Source organism: Streptomyces solincola (assembly GCF_002982015.1).
Classification (GTDB): Bacteria; Actinomycetota; Actinomycetes; order Streptomycetales; family Streptomycetaceae; genus Streptomyces; species Streptomyces solincola.
In genome coordinates this window covers 1-3,852 of record NZ_PVLV01000668.1, presented here as the reverse complement: position 1 = coordinate 3,852, position 3,852 = coordinate 1, and the positions used below count along the sequence as shown (strand labels likewise).

3 protein-coding genes and 1 pseudogene are annotated in these 3,852 nt (G+C 74.4%); 1 reads left to right on the top strand and 3 read right to left on the bottom strand.

Annotated elements, in window-relative coordinates:
- Positions 1-545: pseudogene (locus tag C6N75_RS29085) on the bottom strand (DUF3558 domain-containing protein); the annotation flags it as partial.
- Between the two features lie 234 nt (positions 546-779).
- Here C6N75_RS29085 and C6N75_RS29080 point away from each other — a divergent pair.
- Complete coding sequence (locus C6N75_RS29080) at positions 780-1,973, top strand: RtcB family protein (protein ID WP_105871832.1); 1,194 nt, start codon at positions 780-782, stop codon at positions 1,971-1,973.
- Positions 1,974-1,992: 19 nt separating this feature from the next.
- Here C6N75_RS29080 and C6N75_RS29075 read toward each other — a convergent pair whose 3' ends face one another.
- Positions 1,993-2,763 carry an SDR family NAD(P)-dependent oxidoreductase gene (locus C6N75_RS29075; RefSeq protein WP_105871831.1) on the bottom strand — a complete coding sequence of 257 codons (771 nt, stop codon included), beginning with the start codon at positions 2,761-2,763 and terminating at the stop codon, positions 1,993-1,995.
- Between the two features lie 156 nt (positions 2,764-2,919).
- Entirely contained in the window at positions 2,920-3,654 is a 735-nt protein-coding gene (locus C6N75_RS29070; protein WP_105871833.1) for a Mut7-C RNAse domain-containing protein, read from the bottom strand.
- Between the last annotated feature and the right edge of the window lie 198 nt (positions 3,655-3,852).

Below are 3,852 nucleotides of genomic sequence, written 5' to 3'. Positions count from 1 at the left end.
CCCGCCAACCCGGACGGCTCCGACGAGCCGTCCGGCTTGGCGGGGGTCGAGGGGGCGGCGGGGGCGGTGGGCGGCGCGGCCGGCAGCACGGCGGACTCCTTGCCGGTGTACACCTGCTGGGCCCGGGCGTCGTCGCTGACCGCCGGGTCGTAGGAGACCACCCGTTCGAAGTCCAGGATGAGCTGGTGGGAGGCGTCCGGGCCGTCGGCCTTCCAGGCGCAGCCGGCCCGCCGGTCGGTGTCGTAGGTGACGGCCGGGGTGCCGCGGTAGACCCGCTCGCGCTGCTCGTCGGTGAGGGCGGCGGCGCCCGGCAGCAGCTCGCGCAGGGTGGCCCGCGGCACCGAGCCGCACGGCTCCAGCAGGGTGCGGTAGCGGCCGGGGGCGGCGGCCTGCCCGGCGCCGTCGCCCGCCTTGGAGTCGGTCGCCGCGCCGTCCGGTCCGTCGGAGGCGGTGCACCCGGAGACCAGCACGGCGCCGAGGGCCAGGGCCGCCGGCCAGATCGTCCGGCGGGCTGCCGGGCGGGGTGCGTCAGCCCTGCGTCGCACGGTTCCGCGCTCCTCTCGCTGCGGGTGGAAAAGAGTTGGTGGTCGCCTGCGGCCACCGCACACAATGTGTATCGCACGCGCCGCCGTCGCCGCCGGTCGGCCGCCTCTTTCGCGGCCTTGGCGGCCGTCGACGTGCTCGGCGGCCTTCGCCGGATTCGCGCACCGTCTGCGCCTTTCCGTATCTTTTCGCGCCTTTTCGCGCTGTCCAGACTGTCACGGGGGAATCGAGGAAGTATGTCGTACGTGGAGATGCCCGGCGCGCGGGTCGGGATCCGGATGTGGGCCGACCCCGCCACGGTCGAGGGCGGCGCCCTGCGGCAGCTTCACAACGTCGCCACGCTGCCGTGGATCAAGGGCCTGGCCGTCATGCCGGACGTGCACTACGGCAAGGGCGCCACGGTCGGCTCGGTGATCGCCATGCACGGCGCGGTCTGCCCGGCCGCGGTCGGCGTGGACATCGGCTGCGGGATGTCGGCGGTGAGGACCTCGCTGACCGCCGACGACCTGCCCGGCGACCTGTCCCGGCTGCGCTCGAAGATCGAGGAGGCGATCCCGGTCGGCTTCTCGATGCACGGCGACCTGGTCGACCCGAGGCGGCTGCACGGCTTCCCGACGGCCGGCTGGGACGACCTGTGGTCCCGGTTCGACGGGATCGCCGAGGCGGTCCACTTCCGCCGGGACCGGGCCGCCAGGCAGATGGGCTCCCTCGGCGGCGGCAACCACTTCATCGAGTTCTGCCTGGACCAGGCGGGCGCGGTGTGGCTGATGCTGCACTCCGGGTCCCGCAACATCGGCAAGGAGCTGGCCGAGTACCACATCGGCGAGGCGCGGAAGCTGCCGCACAACCAGGGCCTGGTCGACCGCGACCTCGCCGTCTTCACCGCGGACACCCCGCAGATGGCGGCGTACCGCAACGACCTGTTCTGGGCGCAGGAGTACGCGAAGTACAACCGCGCGATCATGATGGCGCTCTTCCAGGACGTGGTCCGCAGGGAGTTCAGGAAGGCGAAGGTCGCCTTCGAGCCGGTGATCTCCTGCCACCACAACTACGTGGCGGAGGAGCGGTACGACGGGATGGACCTGCTGGTCACCCGGAAGGGCGCGATCCGGGCCGGCTCCGGCGAGTACGGGATCATCCCCGGCTCCATGGGCACCGGCTCGTACATCGTCAAGGGACTGGGCAACGAGGCCTCCTTCAACTCCGCCTCGCACGGCGCCGGCCGTCGGATGAGCCGCAACGCCGCGAAGCGGAGGTTCTCCACCCGGGACCTGGAGGACCAGACGCGGGGCGTGGAGTGCCGCAAGGACGCCGGCGTGGTGGACGAGATCCCGGCCGCGTACAAGCCGATCGAGCAGGTCATCGACCAGCAGCGGGATCTGGTCGAGGTGGTGGCCAAGCTCCGGCAGCTGGTGTGCGTCAAGGGCTGAGCCGCGCGGGCGGCCGGGCTCAGCCCTCCCGGTGCACCTTGGAGTTGGACGCCTGGGCGCGCGGGCGGACCACCAGCAGGTCGATGTTGACGTGCGGGGGACGGGTGACCGCCCAGGCGATGGTGTCGGCGACGTCGTCCGCGCTCAGCGGCTCGGCGACGCCCGCGTACACCTTGGCGGCCTTCGCGGTGTCGCCGCGGAAGCGGGTGGTGGCGAACTCCTCGGTCTTCACCATGCCGGGGGCGACCTCCACCACCCGCACCGGGGTGCCGACGATCTCCAGCCGCAGCGTCTCGGCGAGCACCCGCGCGCCGTTCTTGGCGGCCACGTAGCCGCCGCCGCCCTCGTAGGCCGCGTGCCCGGCGGTGGAGCTGACCACCACCACCGTGCCCGCGCCGGACGCGGTGAGCGCGGGCAGCAGCGCCTGGGTGAGGTTCAGCGTGCCGATGACGTTGACCTCGTACATCTGCCGCCAGTCGGCCGGGTCGCCGGTGGCCACCGGGTCCGCTCCCAGCGCCCCGCCCGCGTTGTTGACCAGCACGTCGCAGCGGTCCAGACCGGCCGCGAACGCGTCCACCGCCGCCCGGTCGGTGACGTCCAGCGGGTGGGCGGCGGCCGCCAGGCCCGCCTCGGTCAGCTCCGCCGCCAGCGCCTCGATCCGGTCCTTGCGGCGGGCGGTCAGCACCACCCGGTGGCCGGCCTCGGCGAGCTGCCGGGCGGTGGCCGCGCCGATGCCGCTGCTCGCCCCGGTGACGACGGCGACGGGGGTGGTGGCGGGGGCGGCGGTCATGGGCGTACTCCTCGCACGAACGGTCGAACAGCCGGTACTACCCGGCCAGGATAGGCACCCGGCGAAGCCCGCGGCGCCGGGGCGTGAGGGGGATGCCGCGGCGTTGGGGGAGCGGGTCCCCGCCCCCGCACCGCCCGGACCCCCGGGCCGCCCGCCTCAGGCCGCCGCCCCGCCGAACTCGCGCAGGGCCTCGTCGACGATCGCCTCCAGGCGCGAGTGGTGCGCGCCCCGCCAGTAGACCCGGCCGCACGCCGAGCACTGGGCGAAGACGTCGTAGGTCCGCTCCGTGCCCTGCTCCAGCCTGCCGCGCACCGCGTCCTTGTCGGCCTCGGCCAGCTCCCCGTTGCACGCCGTGCAGCGCGTCCACGGAGCCAGCGGCGGGGCGAACCGCTCCAGCACGTCGCGCACCTGGTCGTCCGGGCGGTCGCTGTAGACGTACGCGCCCGCCCACAGCTCACGCCGCCGCAGCAGCCCGCGGTCCCGGGAGAGCATCACCCGGCGCTCCCGGGCCGACTGCGCGGCCAGCGCCGGGTCGCCGATGTCCTCGCTCTGATACGCCGCGTCCACGCCCAGCAGCCTCAACCGCCGGGCCAGCGTGCCCAGATGGACGTCCAGAAGGAACCGCAGCGGCGCCCCGGGCACATGCTGGGGGCGCGGCACGCCGGTGACGTGCACCTGCTCACCGGCCGCCGGAACGTGCGAGGTCGGCACCGGGCGGCCGTCCACCAGCAGCTCCCCGGCCTCGGTCAGCGGCACGCCCAGCGACTCCACGACATGGCCCAGCGTGGACACCCCGTCGGTGACGGCGGCCGTGCGCCCGGCGCGGCGCGGGGCCGCGACGAACAGGGCGAGCGCCGGGGCGAAGCTGATCTGGATCTCCGGTCCGTTCACGCCGCTCAGCATGTCACCGGGGCAGGGGCCCGGCCAGGCGATTTCCCTGCCCCAGGGCGGCCGGCGACGCCGTTCTGCCTCCGTGCCCTACCCCGTCACCGCGCGGAAGTGGGTCATCACCCGGCCGCGCCGCCCAGCGAACCGGAGGCCCTGAACCCCAGGTCCTCCTCGCCGCTGCGGTCGAACGGCAGCGTACGG